The sequence below is a fragment of the Micromonospora sp. NPDC049580 genome (genome assembly GCF_040675595.1).
Lineage (GTDB): Bacteria > Actinomycetota > Actinomycetes > Mycobacteriales > Micromonosporaceae > Micromonospora.
The window spans coordinates 1-18879 of sequence record NZ_JBFAPG010000005.1 but is presented as its reverse complement, the minus strand read 5'-3'; the positions used below and the strand labels follow the sequence as shown (position 1 = coordinate 18879).

Sequence of the window (18879 nt, the reverse complement as noted above, 5' to 3'; positions counted from 1 at the left end):
CAGAAGGCGGTGTGATCTGCGGGAACACACTCAACGTCACCGAAGTGGCGTCATTGCGCTCAAAACTAAAGCACAGATGCTAGCCTTCTGCACGCAGGTAAAGCATGAGGGGAGAATCGTGTCGAAGAAGATTCGGCCGGCAGCCTGGGCGGCGTCGCTGTTCGGCCGCGACGTGGCAGCCACGCTGACGGAGGCCATCCCGTCGGCCATCCAGGCCGCCGTCGGACGGCAGATGGATGGCCACTACGCGGTCCGCCTGACGTCGCGCCACGCCTTCGGCGGAGGCTGGCCGGCGCGGTACGAGGAACTGGTCAACCACCTCGGTGAGGTCCCCGGTGCCCAGACGGTGCGCCCGCTCGGCAAGAGCTACCGCATCGTCGTCATCAACAACGTCGCCGTGCTGCCAGTGGAGTACGCGAAGGACCTCGCCACCACCTACGACAGCCCTCGAGCCCTGAAGAAGATCAGCAAGACAACGCTTGAGCTGGCGCGGCTCTTCGGCCCCAAACCCGATCATGAACAGCCGGCCTTCGAAGGAATGGAGTCCGAGTCGGACGCCCACGCCACCGACCTCCTGCGCGGGCTGGAACCAGACGGTATCGTGATCATCTACTACGCCGCGCACGAGCGGCACGGACTGCTCAATATTGGATGGGGCCAGATCAGCGTGAGCCAGACCGGCACAGCGAGCTGGGTATCCGCACAACCCCTGCTCGTCCCGTCCGCAGACCCGATCCCCGGGCTTCGCCTGGTAACCCAGCCGTGGACCTCGGCCGCGTCGCCGCGATTCGACCAGGCGGAGCTGGCCAGCCCGATGCTGCGCGCCCGTAGCGCCGCCGAGCAGACCGCCGTTACCCGCGCAGCCGAACATAGCGACCACCAACAGCGAAGCGATGCCCAGAACTGACGAGCCCGATGACCTGTTCTCTGCCGGCGGCCTCCCCGTGGAGTCGCCCTCGGGGTCAGCCAGTGCTGTCGCCAGGCAGTTCGACTCGGCACGTCTGACACAAGCTCGCCAGCTCGCTGGGCTGACCAAGAAGGAGCTCTCCGACCGGGTCGGGGTCAGCGCTGCGGCCATCGGCCAGTACGAATCAGGGGCGCGGCCACGACCCGAGATTCTGATCGCCCTCGCCGAACACCTCGGCTACCCCGTCGGCTTCTTCCAGGTCGGGCGTCCCTACGCCCGCCTCGACTCCTCCGCAGCGCATTTCCGCCATCTTCGTGAGACACGTTCATACCAGCGCGCCAAGGCCGTCTCCTTCACCGAGCAGGTCTGGGAACTCATCTACGCCCTCGAACGGCGCGTCTTCCTGCCCCACGTAGACCTTCCCGGATTCGCCGGCGGCGAGATTCATCCTGGCGCAAGCCTTCCCACCGAGCCAGTCCAGGCCGCCCGAGCTCTTCGTCAGCATTGGGATCTTGGAACCGCGCCCATTCCGCACCTCGTACGCACCCTTGAGGTCCACGGCATCGTCGTCGTCCATGCGCCGGCCGACGGCGACTTCCGTACAGTGGACGCCTTCTCGACCTCCCGGCTACCGCGGCCGTTCATTGTCATCAGTCGCGATCGATCCCAGGATGTATACCGGCAGCGCTTCACCGCCGCACACGAACTCGCTCACCTCGTACTCCACGCCGACGCCCTTCCCGGTGACTCCAGGCATGAACGGGACGCCGACGCCTTCGCTGCGGAATTCCTCACGCCGCGCGACAGCATCAGCCCCCTCCTGCCCGCAAGGGTGAACTTTGCGGCGTTTGCTGAGCTCCAGCGCACATGGGGAACGTCGATCCAAAGCCTGATCTACCGCTGCCGAGAAGTAGGTCTCTACACCGACACCACTGCGACTCGCGCCTACCAACGCCTCAATCAGTCCAAGCCGGCCCTCGAACCCATCGATGGCTTCCCCGGTGAACAGCCGACGATCCTAAGAAAAGCCTTCGAACTGGCCTCCGACCACGGGCTGACCATCACCGCGCTGGCGCAGGAACTACGCTGGCCACCTGAACGCATCCGACAGCTACTTGGTGCTGTCACTGACCGACCAATACTCAACCTCATAAGCGGTGGCAAGACGCCAGAGCACATGCCACCAATGAGCGATCGCATTCGCCATCTAAAGGCAGTCAATGCGCACACAATCTAACCAGCTTGGCTGGACGACTTCCCCGCGGGCCAGCCCCGATTCGGGTAGCCCGTGTGTTCGCCGAACGGTCCGACAGAGCACCAATCGCTGACGGGGTCCGCGCGTCACGTATCCCCGGAATAATCTGACTCAGGATGCTCACGCGCAGAGGCTAGAGGCCATCCCCTGCAAAGCGGACCATCTGTCGAGTAGATGACGTTAAACCGTCGATCGTCATTCCTGTTTGCCCACCTGTCAGCGTTCAGGCAACTCGGGCGATGATGGAGGCAGGCTGACCGTAACGTCCGACGCTCGGAGGGCATACAGGGACCGGACACCGACCGGTCGACGCACCCGCAGTGACGTGCACCGACATTGTCGGCAAATGTCGATATCCAACTCCGACAAAACTTCGACATTGTGGTCCTGCCACAGGCTGCCGCCGCTATCGACAATGGGAACCTGACGATGCTGCCCGATCTCGCAGCGGCCGTCGACGGCGCCGGTGCTCGCTCAGATGCTTGGCGCTGCTCGGCCGACCCGGAACGATTTTCACAGGCAGCAGCTATCGTCTGCACACATCGTGACCGCACGTCTGCAGTAGACCGGGGGGTTAACAGCGATGGCTGACAGCGACGAGACCAAGGCCGCCCGCCGCGAGCTCGGCCGCCGGCTCGCGCAGTTGCGCAGGGCTGGCGGTCACACCCAGCACGACTTGGCGCGGCTCGTGCAGTACGGCCGCAGCTCCGTGGCGAACACGGAGACCGGTCACCAGCACCCGGACCGTGCCTTTTGGGCGCGCTGCGACACCGTGCTGCAGGCCGGTGGCATGCTCGTCAGGGAGTACGACCGCATCACCGAGCTCAACCGCCAACGACGACGCTCATCGGCGATCCAGGAGGCCAGGAGCGCGTCGGGGCTGGCGACGCCGACCGACGCTGGCCACGACGATTTTGGAGCGAATGGCGTTGCCGCTCTGTGGGAACGCGAGGACCGCATTGATGCCCGCCGGCTGGCACTGAAGTCTTCCGTCGATGACAGCATTCGTCTCGCGTATCTGGAGAACGAGGTCCGCCAGGCAATCGCCGACAACGAGCGTCTCCCCCCGGTAATCCTCGTAGCGCGTATGCGACCGCTGCGCTCCTACGTCGACCAGCTCATGGAAGGCCGGCAGCACCCGCCGCAACGCGCCCGGCTCTACGCCGTCGCTGCTCACCTATCCGGACTTCTCGGCGCACTCGCCCTTGACCTCGGCGCATTCGGTGCGGCTCACGCCTATGCCGCCGAAGCGTTCGACCTCGCTGAGGCTGCCGAGCAGTCCGACGCGCAAGCCTGGGCACGGGCCACGCAAAGCCTGATCGCCTTCTACGCCGGCGACTACCATGACGCGCTGGCCTACGCCCAGGACGGCCTGCGCCGTGGCGGCACCAGCGGGCACCGCATCCGCCTCACGATCAACGGTCAGGCGCGAGCCCTCGCCCGTCTCGGAGACCGGTACGGCGTCGACCGCGCCGTCGACCACGCGTTCACCATGCTGTCCGACTACCCGGCCGGCTCGTCGGTCAGCGCTAGCCTCGCCCTCGGCCCGTACTGCCCAGCCAGGACCGCGGCCAACGCGGCGACCGCCTACCTGGCGCTCGGCCGCACCGCGGGCGTCACCAACCATCTCACCACCGCGATCGCCGCGTTCGACACCGCAGGGTTGGCTGGCCCGCGTGCGCTCTGCCGCCTCGACCTGGCCACCGCGCACCTGCACGCCAACAGCCCCGACCCCGAGGAAGCAGGCGCACTGGCGGTGGAGGCGCTCACCCTCACCGCGGGCCAGCGTTTCGAATCAGTCAACCAACGCGCCCATCAGTTCCTCGCCGCTGCCCACCCCTTCGCTTGCCACCCGCAGCTACGGCACGTCGCCGACCTGCTCGCCGACCGCACACCGGTCGCTGGCACCGGACAGGCCGTTCTACCATCGCTGTCATGAGCAGCCGGGAACTGGCCAGCCAGCACCAGCGCTGGACCGCCTACCAGGACCTGCCCAGACTCACCAACCACTGGTACTGGCGCCCGGGCTGGCGGGCCGACCGCCAGTTCTACACCTGGCACCTCACCTTCGAACATCAACCTGAACTCCACCACCTCGTCGCCGACCTGCAACGTCAACTCGCTCTGCCCGGACTGGACTTGGTACCGCCCGACGGGCTCCACCTGACCATGCAAGGTCTCGGCTTCACTGACGAGGTCACCAATACCGACGTCGCAGCGGTAGTCGCCGAGACTCGTCGACGCTGCGCCGGCCTGCCGCCGCTGGAGTTGTCGCTCGGGCCGGTCGACCCCGACGCCGAAGGAATCGGCTTGCTCGTCCGTCCCTGGGACTGCCTCGAACACCTCCGCGCCACCATCCGAGGTGCCATCGGCGCGGTATGGCAGACCGTGCCGGAGGCCTCAGACGGATTCCGGCCACATGTGACGATCGCCTACAGCGGCGGTCAGGCATCGACCGGACCAATCCGCACCCGCCTTAACGCCCTCCGCCACCAGCAACCCGCCCAGGTGACTATCCGACAAGCATCGTTGATTGCGCTACGTCGAGAACACCGCAGCTACCGGTGGACAACAGTGGCGACTGCGCCCCTTGACGCGTGAGGCGTTCGACGCGGGCGGCGAGAAGCCGTGGCAGCACGGGGCGATGAAGTCGACCCGGGACAGGTCGGACCCGGCGGCATTCGAGGAGACGAAGCAATGGGCGCGTGCAGGTTGCACCGTTCGGTGAACTGCACCAACGCCTTGCGCCCGTCGCCTCCGACGGAGGTGCGGACGTAGCAGAACGAGGTGTCGGTGTCGACGACAAGGCGCTTCACGAGGATCTTCCAGCAGTAGGTGATGGGCGGCTGGCGCTGATAGGCGAGGGTGTCCCGAGCAGGTCCAGGGCGCCCTGGAGTTGCCGGAGGACGACTTGGGTATGGCGCCAGTCGGCGGAGGCAGGGTGGTGGCCAGCGGCGGCGGTAGTGAGCAGCCACCAGGCTGCCCACACCCGGTGCCAGCCCAACGCCCATCGGGCAGCGGAAAGCCCGCCCCGGTCGGCTTCGGCACCGGGGTGGCCGCCTGCGGCGACGTAGGCGTGGATGAGTTTGCTGAGGAGTCGGGGTTCGGTCGGTCTGCGGGTGCCGAACCAGGTGGCTAGGTCGAGTAGGCCCGGTCCGGTGAAGGCCTTGGCCCAGTCAACGAGGCGGCAGCCGGCGCGGCTGACGTGCAGCGAAGTGCGGTGGAATTCGCCGTGGCACAGCCCGAACGGTGGTCGCTCGGCACCGTCGGCTCTGTGTCGTGCGGTGGCAGCGAGTCGCTGCAGCACCGCTTCAATCCCTTCCGCATCGTGGGTGAAGCGCCCTTGCCGACGGAGTTCGTCTAACGCGTCCAGACCTTGCCCTGGTAGCCGCGCCAAGCCCCCTTCGTCGAAGGTCGGGAGGTTGGGGATGCCGGCAGTGGCGTGAGCCCACTGGGCCGTGGCGGCAGCCTCCGCGAACGTCGCGGTCCGGCTCGGCTCGCCAAGGTCCTCCATCAGCATGCCCAGACCATTAGGGCGCATTGTGTAGCCGCTCAGCAGCGGGACTGGGGCTTGCTGGTTGTTGAGCGCGCAAAGGACGGTCGCTTCGCCCGTGAACGGTGCGGTGGCGATCTTGCAGATCAGGCTGCTCCCATCGGGGAAGAACCAGCGCTCGACCGAGGACAGCTCCCATGTCTGGATGATTTGTCGCCGCGTCGGTACTCGTCGTGATGCGGCGAGCAGGTCACCTCGTAGCTGCGTGCGGAGCTGATCATCGAGCATGGCGCTGTTCACCGTGCACCCGCGCCCTGCGCACAAGCAGCGGCGCGCTCGAGCGGCGTGAGGGCGGCATCGAGGTGCGCCGACATGCTGGCGGGCACCCGAGGATGTGCGGCGCGTTGGAAGGCCCGGAAATGCGGCAGTAGTCCGCGTAGCACCGGGCGTCGGTCGAAGAAGGTTAGTGCATTGCCGGTGCTCTGGGCCCGGCGTAGCAGCGACGTCAGGGCAACAATCTTGTCGGAAGTCGAGGCGAGCAGGACGGACTCGTCGTCGACGCGGATGGGCGGGCTAGGTTCGTCGAGGGCGCGGTGTTCGGCCTGAAGGGCGGCGATGATCCGGGCGACCTCGCTCCCGTAGTTGGCGGTGAGGGTCTGGTAGATGTCTGTTTCTGTCGGGGCGAATTCCGGTGCGTCGTGCAGGAGCGCGGCGACGATGACGTCCTGTGCTGGGGCGGGGACGTGTTGCCCGATGGTCACTGCGACGCGCAGTGCGTGGACCAGGGCTGGTCGGTCGTCGATGGTGTGCCCCGCGCACCACGCTCGAGTGTCGCGGAGGGCGCGTTCGATCGCGGCGGGGCGGGGAGGCGATAAGACCGTCATACCCTGGTACCTCCTGATTGCCGTACGATCGGCGGCATGCCGGGGCCCCTTCCGCAGTGGTGTGAACAGACCTGCGTGGTGTGTCCGGCTCAGCAGCTCGGGCCGGGCCAGTTCGATGTCATCGATCGGCCGGGACCCGAGTTCGCGTACCGACCTGACCTGGGGTGGCGGGCAACCGCGGACGGTGTCGCCGTTTGCGTTCATCCGTTCCGGGTGGGCCTTCCCGCCGGCCGGTACGCCTCGGACGGGGAACTGGTCCCCGATCACGCGCCCCGACCGGCGCCGACGGCGGCGGCGCTGGAGTTGCCCGCCGACGTGGTCGATCTGGATGGTTGGCTCGTAGCGGTCTTGCGGCAGGCACCCGCCGAAGGGATCTTCGCCGCTGTTGCCCGCGCCGAGCGGCTGGCCGCCGAACGGTTCGGAGCGAAGGAAGCGGTGACGGCCCTGCGGCGGGTGCTGTCGGTGGAGTTGGCTAACCGCTGACCCCGGCGCCGACCCGCTCGTTGAGGTCGAAGTCGAAGTCGTGGCTGCGTCCATCCCGGCCGAGGCCGGCCGCCTGGTAGCGCTCGTTGAGCAGGCCGAGACGTCGATTCACCTCGGCCGAGTCCAGCCAGTACCGCAGTGGTTGCTCTCCCCACCCGGCGGCGGCGTAGTAGGCGTCGGTGATGCCGCCGCGGGTGTAGGTGAACTCCTCCAACTCGGTGGCATGAGGGAAGGTGACGCCCAAGTCGCTCTGCAGGCGCGTCATCAGCGTGAACTGGGCCAGCACGGCGTGGATCATCTCGTCCACCGGCGCCGGCACCAGCAGTTCAGCGGCGCGCTCGTCGCCGCCGGAAAGATCGAACACGGCAGCTTTGAGCGCCAGCACGCGCAGCGCGTCGTCCAGCAGCGGCGCGGCATCGCGCTCGAGCGACCAACGGCTGATTGCCGGGTAGCCGGTGAATGTGGCCCAGCAGGTGGAGTACTTCATCGACGAGCTCTGCAGCCGGCCGTAGGCCGGGTGCTCCTGCATCTTGTCGAGGATCTCGGCGGCCCGACGGCCAACCTCTCCGACCTCCGGCATGGATGAAATGGTCATGGTGCATGCCCTCCCAAGGGGGTCGTGGACACAACGGACCGTCACGCCGCATCGCGGCTGCGGTCCCTCATCGCCAGCGACGTCGACGCGGGCGCTGACTCAAACATCAGAAGTCGTCGGTGGTCGTGTCGATAAGGGCCGCCGTTCATCTCCGACAATCCGTTGACATGTATCTACGGCGGATGTTGGCGATGCCGGGATTGTCAGTGGATTGTCAGAACCGCCTGGCAGGACTGGCCGACACTGATCAATTCGTCTTAGGTCGCTCTATGCCGGCGTAATCGCCGCCGCTGCGCTGTAGTCACCAGCCAGCGATGCCAACTCACCGAGGGAAGGTTCGCCGTGCCTGCTGCCAAGAGGCTCATGCCCCTCCTGATCCCACCGCTGGTGGCGCATTCGTTCATCGCGCCGCAACTGCTGGCGTCGATCGGCCGGCAACTCTCCGCCGACGGGCCTGTCCACGAGCAGGTGCATCGATGGCCTGCTTCACACGGTCGGCGTATTTGGCAGACGCAATATCCCATTCACTGATTATTGAAACCCGCGGAGGATGTTGTGTACGAGCAGGATTTGGCCCGCTATGGATACCGCCAGGAGTTGTCTCGTCAGTTGAGGTTCCGGGATCTGGTCGCGTACGGGTTGGTGTACATGGTGCCGATCGCACCGATGGCGATCTTCGGCAGCGTCTACGCCGGCTCCGGTGGGCTGGTCGCCTTGGCGTACGTGATCGGTGTGGTGGCGTTGGTGTTCACGGCGTTCTCGTATGCGCAGATGGTGAAGGCGTTCCCGATGTCGGGCAGCGTCTACAACTACGCCGGCCGCGGCATCAGCCCACCGGTCGGGTTCCTGGCCGGCTGGGTGATCCTCCTGGACTACGTGCTCGTACCGGGGCTGTTGTATCTGGTGGCGTCGGTGGCGATGCACGCGACAGTCCCGGCGGTGCCGGTGTGGCTGTGGCTCCTCGGGTTCGTCGCGGTCAACACGATCGTCAACTCGGTCGGCATCCGCATGACCGCGGTGGTCGGGTGATGCTTATCGGCGAGCTGATCGTGCTGGCGGTGTTCCTGGCCGTCGCCGGCTGGGCCCTCGCCTCGGGTAGGGGCCGGTTCAGCTGGGCGGCGTTCTACAACTCCGACACCTTCACCTGGTCGGTGGTGGCCGGTGCGGTGTCGATCGCCGTGCTGTCCTTCCTCGGTTTCGACGGCATCTCGATGTTGGCCGAGGAAACCAAGGGCGGCTCCCGGCAGATCGGCCGCGCGATGGCCGCGGTTCTCGTCTTGGCGGGGGTGCTATTCGTAGCGCAGACATGGCTCGCGGCGATGCTCGTCCCCGACCCGGGTGTGCTTCTCGCCGAGGGTGATCCGAACGGGACCGCGTTCTACGACGCCGCAGCCGTGGCTGGTGGGGGGTCGCTGGCGACGCTGTGCGCAGTCGCGACAGCCATCGCGTGGGGATTACCGAACTCGATGGTCGCGCAAGTCGCCACCTCTCGGCTGCTGTACGCAATGGCCCGTGATCGGCAGCTGCCGGCGTTCCTGGCGAAGGTGTCGATCCGCCGCAACGTGCCAATCAACGCGACGCTACTCACCGGGGCGGTGTCCCTGGCGCTGGGCCTGTACATGGCGACCCGTTCGGACGGTATCACCCTGCTGTCCTCGTTGATCAACTTCGGGGCGATGGTCGCGTTCCTGGTCCTGCACGTCTCCGTGGTGGTGCATCACCTCATCCGGGAGCGCAGCGGGAACTGGTGGGCGCACTTGGTCATGCCCGCCGTCGGCTTCGCGGTCTTGGTGTGGGTGGTGGTCAACGCCAACATCGCCGCCCAACGCCTCGGCCTGGCCTGGCTCACCCTCGGCGTCATCGTCCTGGTTGGCCTGTACCTGTCCGGCCGCCGGCCGGCACTGTCGGGGTTGGCGCCCGCGCAGCCGCAGGCGCGTCACGTGGAGCGGGTGTGATTGGCATGGACACGTTCACCTACCGGCCGGCTCGGGACGAGCTGGCGTACACCTTCGGCGGTCGGATGCCGGTGGCGCACGTGCGCGGCGGTGACGTGTTCACCGTCGTGACGGAGGACTGCTTCGGTGGTCTCGTGAGGGGGCCGGCGGACCTGCCGTCGCAGGTGTGCCGCATGCCGTACCTGAACCCGGTGTCCGGGCCGTTCTTCGTCGAGGACGCCGAGCCCGGCGACACCCTCGCCGTCCACCTCGCCGCCATCACCCCGGCGCGGGACTGGGGTGTGTCGTCGACGTTCCCGCACTTCGGGGCACTGACGTCCACCTCCCACACCGCTACCCTGCAAGCGCCGTTGGAGGAGCGGGTGTGGGTGTACGGCATCGACCGGCAGGCCGGGACCGTCCGGTTCGAGGCCACCCGCAGCGATCACGGCGTGGACCTGCCGCTGGACCCGATGATCGGCACGATCGGTGTCGCCCCCGGCGGGTTCGAAGCCCGCTCCACACTCGTGCCCGACACCCACGGCGGGAACCTGGACACCCCGCATCTGCGCGCCGGCACCACCCTCTTCCTAGGGGTGAATGTTCACGGGGCGATGCTGGCCCTCGGCGACGGGCACGCCCGCCAGGGCGAGGGCGAGGCCTGCGGCGTCGGCGTGGAGATCGCCACGACCACCACCCTCGCGATCGACGTCATCAAAGGCGTCAGCACGCCTTGGCCGCGGTTGGAGACCGACCGGGACGTCCTGACGATCGGCTGTGCTCGTCCGTTGGAGGACGCCTACCGCATCGCCCAGCACGACCTCGTCGGCTGGATCAGCGCCCTGACTGGCCTGGAAACCCTGGACGCCTATCAGCTCGTGTCGCAGGCGGGGCGGGCGCCGATCGGCAATGTATGCGACCCCAACTACACCGTCCTCGCCGCCGTCGATAAGGCACTGGTCCCCGATGCGGGTACCGCGTATGGCGGGGCACACGAGCGGCTGCGGCGACTCACCGCCGGGCTGCGGTAGGAGCCCGGCGATGCCCGCGTCGATCCCGCGCCTGTCGCTGCGCGATGAGCTGTTCCTCCTCGGCCACGACGACGACACCGGACACCCCCACGTGCACCGGCAGACCCTCGCCCTCGGGCTCGCGGGCGCGGTCCTGATCGACCTGTACGTGGCCGGGCGGGTGACCCTCGACCTGAACGACGACACCCGCGCGGCAGGGCACCAACGGATACACCCGCACGTCGACCGCCCAGGCGGGGACCTGATCGCCGACGCCGCGGCCGCCACCATCCGTGACGCCCACCCGCTGCTGCGACGGTGGCTGCGAGGGTTCTCCGACGACCTCTACGACCGCACGCGCGCCGGTCTGTTCGCCGGCGGGATCCTGCGCCAGCACACCCGACGGCGCCTCGGCGGCCTCATGCGCGCCGACACTTACCTGCCCTCCGACAGCAGATGGGCAGTCATCGCTCGCTCCCGTCTGCGCTACCTCGCTGCCGGTCACGAACAACCCAATGACCACACCGCCGCCCTCGCCGGTCTCGTCGCTGACCTCGGCCTCACCCACCACCTCTACCTGGACGACGACACCCCAGCCATGACCAGCCGCCTGAAGTCCATCGCCGCGCAGCACTACCAACCGGTGCGCGACATCATCGCCGCCGTCGACGCCGCCGTCGGTGACCTGGCCACCGCCGCCTACCGCTAGCCCTGTCCGCTCACCTCGAGGAAGCCCACCGTGACCAACGAATCCCCCGTGCGACCTCCGACCGGCAAGCCCCGCCCGGTGGGCCGGGGATCCATGAAGGTTATGGCCGCCGTCGGTGTGCTCGGTCTGCTCGCTGCCGCCACCGCTATCCCGACCTGGACGGGCACCGGCGGGCCGGTGCAATCCCCACCCTCGCTGCCAACCACCGTCACGTCCCGGCCGGCCGTGGCACCGTGTCCGTCGCCCGCCGCCCTGACCGCGGGCCAGCTCAAGACTCGTGCCCAACAGAAACTCGACCAGGCGCCGACGCGTCTGTCGGCGTCGTCTCCGACCCAGCAGGGCCTCAAGACGGTAGGGCCAGGGCCGTCCGGCTGTGATGCCATCCCGGGCCGGTTCGCCTACGTCCATCTACTCCAGTGGGCAACGGACACCACGATCGGAGATACCAGCACGACCAGGCGGACCGTGCTGTTCGAAGAGCAACGCTGGCGTGCCGACGACGCCTCCGGCCGCGTCATCCGCAGCCGCTACCCGGGCGGCAACCAGCCCACCGACGACAGCACCTACTCTCCCGGCCAGATGGACGGACCCCTCGGGCCGATCGCCGCCGACCCGACGGCACTCACCGCGCAGATCGACACCGCGCAACCCCGGTTCCTCGGCCCCACCGCCGTCATCCGCGGCCTCGCCAGCCTGCTCGGCTGGCGCACCCCCAACCAAGCCGCCCGCACCGCGATCCTCACCGTCCTGCGCGACACCCCCGGAATCACCTACCACCCATCGGTGACTGACCGGGCAGGCCGAACCGGCATCGGCGTCAGCGCCACCTCCGACAACATCCGCTTCCTGCTGATCCTCAACCCCAGCACCGGCGAACTACTCGCCTACGAAAGAGCCGCACTTACACCGCCAGCCGACAGCGACCAAAACGGCGCCTTCGTCGACGACTACCACCTGTTCCTCGTCCACACCCACACCACGAGCAGCGCCAACTCCTGACCCCGCCAACAGCCTCAAGGGAAATCCCATGAACACTGTCCCGCGCATCCGCGCCGCCCGCTGGGCAGACAAAGACCACGTCGCCGCACTCATCGCCGACGCCCTCCAAACCAGCCCTCTCGCAACATGGCTCATCCCCGAACCAAGCCCACGGCGCCGCATCCTCACCGACGTCCTCGCCATCTGGATCGAACACGCCATGTTCTACGGCGACATCTACCTCACCGACGACGCCACCGCCGCCACCGTCGGCTTCCACCGATACCGACCCATCCCACCCCCCGCGAACTACCCCACCCGCCTCAGCGACGCCGCAGGCCCCCACGCTGACCGTTTCGACCTCCTCGACCGACTGCTCGCCAAGGAGCGACCCACCGAACCCCACTACCACCTCGCGTTCCTGGCCGTACAACCCACAGCCAGACGCTCCGGACGCGGCACAGCCTTGCTCAACCACCACCGCAGCCGACTCGACCACGTGAACCTCCTGTCCTGGACCAGCACCACCACCGACGCCCAGAACATTCACATCCGCCACGGCTACACACCACAACCGACCATCAACCTGCCCGAAGGCCCAACCCTGAGCACCATGCGCCGAAACCCGCGCCATCACACCCCTGGCCAACCAAAGCCAGTCCCACCACAAGCCAACGAACCCGCGCCATTCCATCCAGTTCCGTGAGCATGCGATCCGCAGGCCAACCGTCGACAGAAAGGACGACGGCTCCCCCACCTCCCATCGAGAGCTGCCAGCCCAGTGCTTTGGTGGGAACCAGCGCGGGCTCCCGCAGCCGCAGCGGCCGACCGGGGAACACGTTCACGATCGCCGCGCCTTGTCAGCTGCGGCCCGCCTGGTTGAGATAGTCGGCGGCGTGGTCACCATCGCTACTGTGTGCGGCTGTCTGGCATGCCGCCCTGCAGATCAGCGAGCCCTACACCGTCGCCTGCAAACAGATCGCGGGCCACTACGTGCACCACCGGCCGATCCTGACCGGGGCCATGCAGGACGGCACCGCCATCACCTACACACTCGCGGCGCTGCACGCGACCGGCTACCGGGTCGACATGGAATTCTGGGGCGGCGAGGCCGAGTCCTGCTGTCCGCCGAATCCGCCTCAGCCGGGCACGTAGCAGAGGAAAGATCCGATGCGTAGCGACTGGACCGCTCTGCCGGAGAGTGTCACGGCAGGGATCGCCGAACGGGTCGGCGGAACCTTTGACGTCACCTCGGCTTCCAGTGGCAACCACGCCGAGATCACCTCGACGGTGACCGGACCCGCCGGGCGGATCTTCGTCAAGGCTGCCTCCGGCGAGCTGAGCGTTCGGTCGCTGCGCTACGAACTCGCGGCCACCCGAGCCATCGACCGGCACCCGCCCGCGGTCCTGTGGCAGTTCGAATCCGATGGCTGGCTGGTGGTGGGGACCGAACATCTTGCCGGTCCCCACCCCGACCTGTCACCCGGCAGTAGGGACCTCGATCTGCTCCTCGCCGCGCTGAAAGCACTTCAAGAGACGCCTGCGCCTGGCGAGATGTGGTTCACCCCGGCAGCCCGGCTCGGGTTCGCGCACCCGGCGATGAATGGCGAGACACTTATCCACTCCGACGTCAACCCGGCCAACTTGATCGTGACGCCACTCGGCCTACGGATCGTCGACTGGGCGTGGGCAACAGGCAGAAGAGTGGCTAACCCAGCCTCCCGCATGGACGGCGACCGACCGTCAGGTCCTGGACCACTTCGCGTCGAAGAACGCAACAAAGTGGGCCGTCAAGTCCCGGCAGAGCGCCGCGCTCTGGGTACACGACCTCGCCTTGTGGACCGGCGAATGGGCCAACCATCGGACCTACGGCCGCCGGTCAACCCATCAGCCATAACCGGAACCACCCTCTCGCCGCGCGGCACCGGCAGCGGTCGGCCCAACTCCTCAACTAGCCAGCAGGCCCGCTCGGGACGGCACATCAGGTCACTCAAGCGGACAGGTCCATGGCGGCCCGGACAGAGAACCAGCCGCGCTGCTCCCAATCTGCTCCCAAGGTAAGCAGCACATACAGCGAAGCCCGTTACCGACTGATCCGGCAACGGGCTCCTGACCTGCACAAACTGAGAGTGGGCGATGCTGGTATCGAACCAGCGACCTCTTCGGTGTGAACGAAGCGCTCTCCCACTGAGCTAATCGCCCTCAGCGCCACTGACTCTACCCGATCGTGGAACCAGACCGGAAATCCGGGGTCAGTGCGTCGCGAGGTACTGCATCGCCTCGGCCACCACGTCGATGCCGAAGCTGAGCTTGAGTGAGAGCCAGACCACTACACCCACGAAGACCAGGCCGACGACGCCGAGCACGAAGCGCAGCGGCAGCGACTGTCGCGTCACCCACTGTGTCCAACCGTGCACGTGTCGGCGGGTGAAGCCGAGCAGTCGGCGGGCCCAGTGGTATTCGACGGCCCAGATGCCGAGGCCGGCGATGACCAGCAGCCAGCCCGGCCCGGGTAGCGGGATCAGGGCGATGCCGATGGTGACCACCAGCGCGCCGGCGATCGAGATGAAGATCTTGAGGGCGATCCGGCCGGTGGGGTTGGCGCGGATCAGGTCGAGGGTGGTCGAGATGCGGTCCCGCCAGCGGGGGCGTCGCGGGGGCTCGCCGACGACGAGGACGCCGCCGGTACGGCCCGTGTCGGGCGTCGACCGTCCGGGTCGCTCGGGTTGCTCCATCGACACGTCGTACCCCCGCTTTTCGGCTGCTCGGACCGCGACTTTCGGCGGACCGGACGCGGCCACCGGATCCACTGAGGATCGGTTCGTGACCATTTCACCCCCCAGTGTCGCTCGGGCCCGTCACTGCAACGGCCGACTGGACGTTACCGGAGTAAGTCGACGACTGAGCCACCCGACGCCGGGTGGAATCACGCACTGGGCAGAACCGGAAATCCTACATGAATGCTCACATTCACGCGGCCTTTCCGTCCCCCTTCCCACCACTGGGTGAAGTCAGCGTATGGCGGAGCGTAGCCAGGAGTAGCACCTGAGTATGGGAAAAGCGGGACACGCGCGTTCCGCAGCGGTGCCGGGGGGAGAACGTCCATGAGTGTCATCCGACCGACGACCGTAGAGGTCGAGACGTCGCTAAGGCTCGTCGCACCTGACGCCACCGCCTTGCCGGTGCGTGCCAGTCTGCGTTACGACCCTGCTGACCCGTATGCGGTCCATGTCCTGTTCCATGCCGAATCGGCCGGGGGCGAGGCGGTGAGCTGGTCGTTCGCGCGCGAACTTCTGGTCACCGGCCTGGACGAGCCGGCGGGCATCGGCGATGTGCGGGTCTGGCCCTGGGCCACACCGCGGGGCGACTTCGTCGCGCTGGCCCTCTCGTCACCGGACGGCAACGCCCTCTTCGAGGTGCCGCGCAGCGTCCTGGTGCGTTTCCTTCGACGGACGTACGTCGTCGTCCCGCGCGGCCGCGAGGCCGAGCACCTGGACGTCGACACGGCGGTGAACCGGCTGCTCGCCGGTCGCTGAGCACCGCCCGAACGGGCAACACCGGCCAGACAGGGCCGCGCGGACTCGGCAGATCCGCGCGGCCCTGGCACACCCGGGGGTACGCGGGCAGCCCGACCCGGCGTCGCCGGCGCTCAGCCGTGGGTGGTGATGCCGCCGTCGACGGGGATGACCGCGCCGGTGAGGTACGCGCCAGCCCGCGAGGAGAGGTAGATGGCGGTGCCGGCCATGTCCTCGGGGCGCCCGATGCGGCCCAGCGGCACCTGCTGCTCGATGGCGGTCCTGCTCGCCGGGTCGTTGAGGGCGAACGCCATCATCTTGCTCTCGAAGGGGCCGGGCGCGATCGCGTTGACGGTGATCTGCTCGCCGGCCAGTTGGTGGGCGAGGCTGCGGGTGAGCATGTGCACGGCCGCCTTGGTGGCCGAGTACGCGTACACCTCCATGAACGGCACCCGGATGCCGTCGATGGACCCGATGTTGATCACGCGGGCGGGGTCGTCGGCGCTGGCTGCGGCGCGCAGCGCCGGCAGCAGCGCTGTGGTGAGCCGGAAGACGGCCTTGACGTTGACCGCCCAGAGCTTGTCGAACGCGGCCTCCGGGTAGCTCTCCAGCGGAGCGCCCCAGGTGGCGCCGGCGTTGTTGACCAGCACGTCGAGACGGTCGACGCGCTCGCGGACGGCGGCGGCGAGGGTCTCGGCGCCCGCGTCGGTGCCCAGGTCGGCGGGGATCGCCTCGCAGTGGCCCTCGGCGGAGAGTTCCTTGGCGACCGTCTCGCAGACGTCCGCCTTGCGGGACGAGATGATCACGCGGGCGCCGGCTCGGACGAAGCCCTGGGCGATCATCAGCCCGATCCCCCGCGACCCGCCGGTGACCAGGACCGTCTTGCCTTCGACCGAGAACAGCTGCGTCATGCCCATCCCATCGCGTGTCGGCGGGTCCGCCGGGCGGTCGGGCGGACGGCGGGCGCCAGGCGGCCACGGACCGCACAGCGCTACCGCCGGGTAACGTAGCCCGGCCGCGGGGATCGTCACAAGCCTCGGCGCCGCCGCGCACGTTGATCGGGATGCGGTGACCTGCGGTTCGGGCTACCGTCGCAGACGATGGTCTCCACCGATCCCTCCCCCGCGCCATCGATCGGAACGGCGTCACCCGTACCCGACGAGATTTCCACGTTCGCGCTGGCCGACCTGGCCGGTGACCCCGGCTGGCGGCGGCCGGTGTTCGTCGAGCGGGAGCTGTTGATCCTCACCACCCGGGGTCACGGCGACGCCGAGCTGGACTTCCACCTGTTGCCGTGCCGACCCGGCACGCTGCTGCGGGTCCGCGCCGGTCAGGTGCTGCGCTGCGCCGGCCCACAGTTCGACGCGACGGTGGTCGGCTGGACCGCCGACGCGCTGCACGGCCTGGCCGTCGACCCGGACGCCCCGCAGACCTGGCGGCAGTTGGCCGGCGAGGACGAGGACGCGGTGATCAACGAGGTGAGCCAGTTGGCGGTGGACTGCCAGCGGCACGGCGGCGCCCCCGCCGGTCGTGCGCTGCTGCGCCACCAGCTCGCCGTGCTGCTGCTGCGGCTGACGCTGCCCGGTATGGCCCGGTCCGGGCACCGGCCGGAGGTCGAGACGTTCCAGCGATTCTGCCGGGAGGTCGAGCACGGCTACCAGGTGACCCGGCGGGTCGAGGACTATGCCGCCGCGCTCGGCTGCTCGGTGCGGACCCTGACCCGCGCCTGCCTGGCCGTGACCGGTCGCAGCGCCAAACAGGTCATCGACGAGCGGGTCGCGTTGCAGGCCGCCCGGCTGCTCGCCGCGAGCGACGAACCGATCGCCCAGATCGGCCGTCAGCTCGGCTTCACCGAGCCCACCAACTTCGGCCGGTTCTTCACCCGTGAGATCGGGGTCAGCCCGGGCGCGTTCCGCGCCGCCCGCGATCAGCCGGCCACCGGGCGGGTCGTCCGACCCCGACCGGCGGTCGAGCCGACGGGCGCCAACAGCGGGCGGTTCCGCTCCGGCGCCGCCGTCGAACCGGCCAACGGCGGTCACGCCACGCGGTCCGGGAAGCCCACCGGGTCGGGCGGCGGGATCGGGCGGGCATGATGGCGGGGTGCAGATCTCCGCGCGCGGCGACTACGCGGTACGGGCGGCGCTGAGCCTCGCGACCGCGTACCCCTCGCTGTTGTCCACCCAGGCCATCGCCGCCGAGCAGGACATGCCCCGCAAGTTCCTGGAGGCGGTCCTGGCCGATCTGCGCCGGGCCGGCATCGTGCGCGCCCAGCGCGGCGCCGAGGGTGGCTACACCCTCGCCCGTCCGCCCCGCGAGGTGACCGTCGGCGCGGTGCTGCGCGCGGTGGAGGGCCCCCTCGCGGGCGTCCGCGGCCTACGCCCGGAGGAGACCCGCTACGAGGGCGCGGCGGAGAACCTGCCCGGCCTGTGGGTGGCGGTCCGCGCCGCCGTGCGGCGGGTCGTCGACGAGGTGAGCCTCGCCGAGATCGTCAGCGGTCGGCTGCCCGCACACGTCCGCAAGCTCACCGCCCTGCCCGACGCGTGGGAGCCCCGCTGACCCTGGTCACCGGGTGTGGATGACGTCGGCCGTGGGCAGCCGGGGCAGCCGCTCGCGCCAGGCGTCCGGGCCGGGGTGGCCCACACTCATCAGCAGCAGCGCCTCGTGCCGCCCGTCGGGAAAGAACTCCCGGGTCACCCCGGCGGCGTCGAACCCGGCCATCGGTCCGGCGGCCAGCCCCGCAGATTGTCGGGTCGTGCCGCGTCACCGTCCACCCGGGACGAAGAGGGGGTTTCGGAATTCGCCCGTTCGGGAATGTTCGATCTCGACACGGCAGGGAACGGTGACGAGGGGAGACCTCCGATGGGCCTCATGTTTCGCAAGCGCAAGAAGTACGGACCGATCATCCTGAACTTCACCGAGAACGGCTTCTCCTCGTGGAGCATCAAGATCGGCCGCTGGTCCTGGAACTCGAAGGCCCGGGCGCACCGCGTCGACCTGCCGGGTCCGCTGTCCTGGAAGCAGGACAAGTCCCGGTCGTAGCGTCCCGGGAGTCGAGCGGGGTGCCCGGGCCTTCGAGTTCCAGGACCAGCGGCCGATCTTGATGCTCCACGAGGAGA

At 68.4% G+C, this 18879-nt stretch carries 21 protein-coding genes, 1 tRNA gene and 1 pseudogene; 16 read left to right on the top strand and 7 right to left on the bottom strand.

Annotated elements, in window-relative coordinates; genetic code table 11:
• Positions 1-118 precede the first annotated feature (118 nt).
• From AB0J68_RS01005 to AB0J68_RS00990, 4 genes are all read left to right on the top strand, one after another.
• Positions 119-907, top strand: coding sequence for a hypothetical protein (locus tag AB0J68_RS01005; protein WP_363935282.1), 789 nt, complete (start codon positions 119-121; stop codon positions 905-907).
• Positions 894-2144 (top strand): XRE family transcriptional regulator, encoded by a 1251-nt coding sequence (locus tag AB0J68_RS01000; protein ID WP_363935281.1) that lies wholly within the window; start codon positions 894-896, stop codon positions 2142-2144. The genes AB0J68_RS01005 and AB0J68_RS01000 overlap by 14 nt, the downstream gene beginning before the upstream one ends.
• Before the next feature lie 601 nt (positions 2145-2745).
• Positions 2746-4101, top strand: coding sequence for a helix-turn-helix transcriptional regulator (locus AB0J68_RS00995; protein WP_363935279.1), 1356 nt, complete (start codon positions 2746-2748; stop codon positions 4099-4101).
• Positions 4098-4763, top strand: a complete 666-nt coding sequence (locus AB0J68_RS00990; RefSeq protein WP_363935277.1) for a 2'-5' RNA ligase family protein — start codon at positions 4098-4100, stop codon at positions 4761-4763. The genes AB0J68_RS00995 and AB0J68_RS00990 overlap by 4 nt, the downstream gene beginning before the upstream one ends.
• 211 nt (positions 4764-4974) lie before the next feature.
• Here AB0J68_RS00990 and AB0J68_RS00985 read toward each other — a convergent pair whose 3' ends face one another.
• On the bottom strand, positions 4975-5955 hold the full coding sequence (locus AB0J68_RS00985; protein ID WP_363935276.1) for an aminoglycoside phosphotransferase: 981 nt from the start codon (positions 5953-5955) through the stop codon (positions 4975-4977).
• Entirely contained in the window at positions 5952-6416 is a 465-nt protein-coding gene (locus tag AB0J68_RS00980; RefSeq protein ID WP_363935274.1) for a metal-dependent phosphohydrolase, read from the bottom strand. Before AB0J68_RS00980 ends, AB0J68_RS00985 begins: the two co-directional genes overlap by 4 nt.
• A 336-nt stretch (positions 6417-6752) precedes the next feature.
• Here AB0J68_RS00980 and AB0J68_RS00975 point away from each other — a divergent pair, with 336 nt between their 5' ends.
• A complete protein-coding gene (locus tag AB0J68_RS00975; RefSeq protein ID WP_355424820.1) occupies positions 6753-7022 on the top strand; it encodes a hypothetical protein in 270 nt (89 codons plus the stop codon).
• Here AB0J68_RS00975 and AB0J68_RS00970 read toward each other — a convergent pair.
• Positions 7012-7617 (bottom strand): hypothetical protein, encoded by a 606-nt coding sequence (locus AB0J68_RS00970; RefSeq protein WP_363935272.1) that lies wholly within the window; start codon positions 7615-7617, stop codon positions 7012-7014. The two genes, AB0J68_RS00975 and AB0J68_RS00970, sit on opposite strands and share 11 nt — an antisense overlap.
• A gap of 555 nt (positions 7618-8172) precedes the next feature.
• Here AB0J68_RS00970 and AB0J68_RS00965 point away from each other — a divergent pair.
• The 7 genes and pseudogenes from AB0J68_RS00965 (at position 8173) to AB0J68_RS00935 (ending at position 14309) form a co-directional block, all read left to right on the top strand.
• Positions 8173-9572: pseudogene (locus AB0J68_RS00965) on the top strand (APC family permease).
• Positions 9569-10582 (top strand): acetamidase/formamidase family protein, encoded by a 1014-nt coding sequence (locus AB0J68_RS00960; RefSeq protein ID WP_363935270.1) that lies wholly within the window; start codon positions 9569-9571, stop codon positions 10580-10582. Before AB0J68_RS00965 ends, AB0J68_RS00960 begins: the two are co-directional and overlap by 4 nt.
• Before the next feature lie 10 nt (positions 10583-10592).
• On the top strand, positions 10593-11270 hold the full coding sequence (locus AB0J68_RS00955; protein ID WP_363935269.1) for a GPP34 family phosphoprotein: 678 nt from the start codon (positions 10593-10595) through the stop codon (positions 11268-11270).
• Positions 11271-11735: 465 nt separating this feature from the next.
• On the top strand, positions 11736-12269 hold the full coding sequence (locus tag AB0J68_RS00950) for a hypothetical protein (RefSeq protein ID WP_363935267.1): 534 nt from the start codon (positions 11736-11738) through the stop codon (positions 12267-12269).
• A 28-nt stretch (positions 12270-12297) separates the two neighbouring features.
• Entirely contained in the window at positions 12298-12954 is a 657-nt protein-coding gene (locus AB0J68_RS00945; RefSeq protein WP_363935265.1) for a GNAT family N-acetyltransferase, read from the top strand.
• A gap of 317 nt (positions 12955-13271) precedes the next feature.
• Entirely contained in the window at positions 13272-13403 is a 132-nt protein-coding gene (locus AB0J68_RS00940) for a hypothetical protein (protein ID WP_355139326.1), read from the top strand.
• Positions 13404-13418: 15 nt separating this feature from the next.
• On the top strand, positions 13419-14309 hold the full coding sequence (locus tag AB0J68_RS00935) for a hypothetical protein (protein ID WP_363935263.1): 891 nt from the start codon (positions 13419-13421) through the stop codon (positions 14307-14309).
• Positions 14310-14378: 69 nt separating this feature from the next.
• Here AB0J68_RS00935 and AB0J68_RS00930 read toward each other — a convergent pair.
• Positions 14379-14450: transfer RNA gene (locus tag AB0J68_RS00930), tRNA-Val, on the bottom strand.
• A 50-nt stretch (positions 14451-14500) separates the two neighbouring features.
• Positions 14501-15079: a PGPGW domain-containing protein gene (locus tag AB0J68_RS00925; protein ID WP_354863053.1), complete on the bottom strand. Its 579-nt coding sequence runs from the start codon at positions 15077-15079 to the stop codon at positions 14501-14503.
• Positions 15080-15352: 273 nt separating this feature from the next.
• Here AB0J68_RS00925 and AB0J68_RS00920 point away from each other — a divergent pair, with 273 nt between their 5' ends.
• A complete protein-coding gene (locus tag AB0J68_RS00920; RefSeq protein ID WP_007457244.1) occupies positions 15353-15784 on the top strand; it encodes an SsgA family sporulation/cell division regulator in 432 nt (143 codons plus the stop codon).
• 113 nt (positions 15785-15897) lie between these two features.
• Here the strand turns inward: AB0J68_RS00920 and AB0J68_RS00915 are convergent, their stop codons facing one another.
• Positions 15898-16674: an SDR family oxidoreductase gene (locus AB0J68_RS00915; RefSeq protein WP_355139320.1), complete on the bottom strand. Its 777-nt coding sequence runs from the start codon at positions 16672-16674 to the stop codon at positions 15898-15900.
• A 189-nt stretch (positions 16675-16863) separates the two neighbouring features.
• Here AB0J68_RS00915 and AB0J68_RS00910 point away from each other — a divergent pair, with 189 nt between their 5' ends.
• Positions 16864-17856 (top strand): AraC family transcriptional regulator, encoded by a 993-nt coding sequence (locus AB0J68_RS00910; RefSeq protein ID WP_354863050.1) that lies wholly within the window; start codon positions 16864-16866, stop codon positions 17854-17856.
• A 7-nt stretch (positions 17857-17863) separates the two neighbouring features.
• The gene (locus AB0J68_RS00905) at positions 17864-18319 is read left to right on the top strand and encodes an Rrf2 family transcriptional regulator (protein WP_007457237.1); all 456 of its coding nucleotides are present in this window, start codon (positions 17864-17866) and stop codon (positions 18317-18319) included.
• Positions 18320-18325: 6 nt separating this feature from the next.
• Here the strand turns inward: AB0J68_RS00905 and AB0J68_RS00900 are convergent, their stop codons facing one another.
• A complete protein-coding gene (locus AB0J68_RS00900; protein WP_355063812.1) occupies positions 18326-18481 on the bottom strand; it encodes a hypothetical protein in 156 nt (51 codons plus the stop codon).
• A 141-nt stretch (positions 18482-18622) separates the two neighbouring features.
• Here AB0J68_RS00900 and AB0J68_RS00895 point away from each other — a divergent pair, with 141 nt between their 5' ends.
• Positions 18623-18802, top strand: a complete 180-nt coding sequence (locus AB0J68_RS00895) for a DUF4236 domain-containing protein (protein ID WP_030333600.1) — start codon at positions 18623-18625, stop codon at positions 18800-18802.
• Positions 18803-18879 lie beyond the last annotated feature (77 nt).

Excerpts from the sequence above, each read along its gene's own strand:
- AB0J68_RS00895 (WP_030333600.1), top strand. The coding sequence starts at position 18,623 with ATGGGCCTCATGTTTCGCAAGCGCAAGAAGTACGGACCGATCATCCTG.
- AB0J68_RS00945 (WP_363935265.1), top strand. The coding sequence starts at position 12,298 with ATGAACACTGTCCCGCGCATCCGCGCCGCCCGCTGGGCAGACAAAGAC.
- AB0J68_RS01000 (WP_363935281.1), top strand. The coding sequence starts at position 894 with ATGCCCAGAACTGACGAGCCCGATGACCTGTTCTCTGCCGGCGGCCTC.
- AB0J68_RS00935 (WP_363935263.1), top strand. The coding sequence starts at position 13,419 with ATGCGTAGCGACTGGACCGCTCTGCCGGAGAGTGTCACGGCAGGGATC.
- AB0J68_RS00940 (WP_355139326.1), top strand. The coding sequence starts at position 13,272 with ATGCAGGACGGCACCGCCATCACCTACACACTCGCGGCGCTGCACGCG.
- AB0J68_RS00970 (WP_363935272.1), bottom strand. The coding sequence starts at position 7,617 with ATGACCATTTCATCCATGCCGGAGGTCGGAGAGGTTGGCCGTCGGGCC.
- AB0J68_RS00925 (WP_354863053.1), bottom strand. The coding sequence starts at position 15,079 with ATGGTCACGAACCGATCCTCAGTGGATCCGGTGGCCGCGTCCGGTCCG.
- AB0J68_RS00995 (WP_363935279.1), top strand. The coding sequence starts at position 2,746 with ATGGCTGACAGCGACGAGACCAAGGCCGCCCGCCGCGAGCTCGGCCGC.
- AB0J68_RS00915 (WP_355139320.1), bottom strand. The coding sequence starts at position 16,674 with ATGACGCAGCTGTTCTCGGTCGAAGGCAAGACGGTCCTGGTCACCGGC.
- AB0J68_RS00900 (WP_355063812.1), bottom strand. The coding sequence starts at position 18,481 with ATGGCCGGGTTCGACGCCGCCGGGGTGACCCGGGAGTTCTTTCCCGAC.
- AB0J68_RS00990 (WP_363935277.1), top strand. The coding sequence starts at position 4,098 with ATGAGCAGCCGGGAACTGGCCAGCCAGCACCAGCGCTGGACCGCCTAC.
- AB0J68_RS00920 (WP_007457244.1), top strand. The coding sequence starts at position 15,353 with ATGAGTGTCATCCGACCGACGACCGTAGAGGTCGAGACGTCGCTAAGG.
- AB0J68_RS00910 (WP_354863050.1), top strand. The coding sequence starts at position 16,864 with ATGGTCTCCACCGATCCCTCCCCCGCGCCATCGATCGGAACGGCGTCA.
- AB0J68_RS00955 (WP_363935269.1), top strand. The coding sequence starts at position 10,593 with ATGCCCGCGTCGATCCCGCGCCTGTCGCTGCGCGATGAGCTGTTCCTC.